This is a genomic window from [Clostridium] clostridioforme AGR2157, assembly GCF_000424325.1.
Taxonomy (GTDB): Bacteria; Bacillota; Clostridia; order Lachnospirales; family Lachnospiraceae; genus Enterocloster; species Enterocloster clostridioformis_A.
On sequence record NZ_AUJR01000132.1, the window covers coordinates 1 to 1,326 of the forward strand.

Sequence of the window (1,326 nt, forward strand, 5' to 3'; positions counted from 1 at the left end):
CTTCTCTTCAATCTATCCGTTTGGAACGTCAGATCTCTATTTTAAAGAAACATTCTTTCTTTTACAAAAAGTTAACTAAATGACATTGGTTCACACGCCCATAAATCCCTTTCGTCAAAGTGACGAAAATTATTTTTTTGGATTTGCTATTAATACAGATATCGAAAGGAACTGGTGGATAACCATTCTTTTCGATATTTTTCTGTTCCCCGTTATACACAAACAAATCTCTTTTTTCTGTTTGTGATGATAAGTTCCCATCATTTTCCCTTCTTGAATTCTTAGGATTAGACCACTTATCCACCGTCAAAATGACGGGAACCGGGAAATCTACGATTCGCCTTTTCTCTGTATTTTTGGTACAATGGATAGCAGAAAGAAGGGGGATACCATGAACACAGAAGAAAAAAAGAACTCTCTCAAAGAACTGCTTCATGCATTAGAATCACAAATCAAACAGCAGGATAGAATCATCAGCCTGCAGTAAGAAACGATAAAGATACTCAATGAGCAGAACGACCAGCTGATGGCTACCCTGAGCAACATCATTCACTCCTGACAGTCTGGAGGAATCCTTTATGAACATTTCCTTTGAGCGTGTCACATCTCTTGAATACCACTTTAAAGCTGCTGTTGCTGAAATAGCGGCTTTTAAGTCTGGAAAGAAATACAAGAGCATGGAAGAAAAATATGAGAAGGAGATCTGTTTCCTTAAACGTAAACGCTGTATAGCGAGTACCTTTCAATCATAGTTGCAGTTTGAGATAATAGGCTCACAAATCTTGACCGGCAGATAGTCCTTTATGAGTATCAGCGGACAAGAAATGCCTCGCATCCGAGAGCATTTCTGAAGGATTACTCCGGTATCTGCGTTACGGTGGTTATCAGGTTTACCATACATTGGAACATGAACTGGAAGAACTGACCATCGCAGGCTGCTGGGTCCATGCCCGCAGAAGCTTTGACGAAGCCCTTACTATAGTTCCCAAAGAACTCCGTAAGCAGGCAGAATCCTATTTGGTTATGAAACAGATCCAGGCCGTATATCGTGAAGAAGGAAAGTTGAAAGAGCTGTCCCCGGAGGAACGACTGAAGCAGCGCCAGCTGAGCATAAAACCGCTGGTAGATGCTTTATTTGTGTACCTCAAAGCCAGCGAACCGAAGGTGCCTGCAAAGGGTAAATTGCGAGATGCCTATACCTACATACTCAATCAGGAAAGATACCTTAAAGGTAAGCGCTCAATAAAATAATGGCTATCTTTTTGTAAAGCATCCAGCTATAGTTAAAGCAAACTGTTCCAACTTCAACTTTTTGATTTGATCCGG

Annotated in this window: 1 protein-coding gene and 1 pseudogene; both read left to right on the plus strand. The window is 40.8% G+C overall.

Features of this window, described 5'->3' with window-relative positions:
- Positions 1 to 578 precede the first annotated feature (578 nt).
- Entirely contained in the window at positions 579 to 752 is a 174-nt protein-coding gene (locus G614_RS31600; RefSeq protein WP_155245151.1) for a hypothetical protein, read from the plus strand.
- A gap of 32 nt (positions 753 to 784) precedes the next feature.
- Positions 785 to 1,230: pseudogene (locus G614_RS0124025) on the plus strand (IS66 family transposase); the annotation flags it as partial.
- Positions 1,231 to 1,326: the final 96 nt, after the last annotated feature.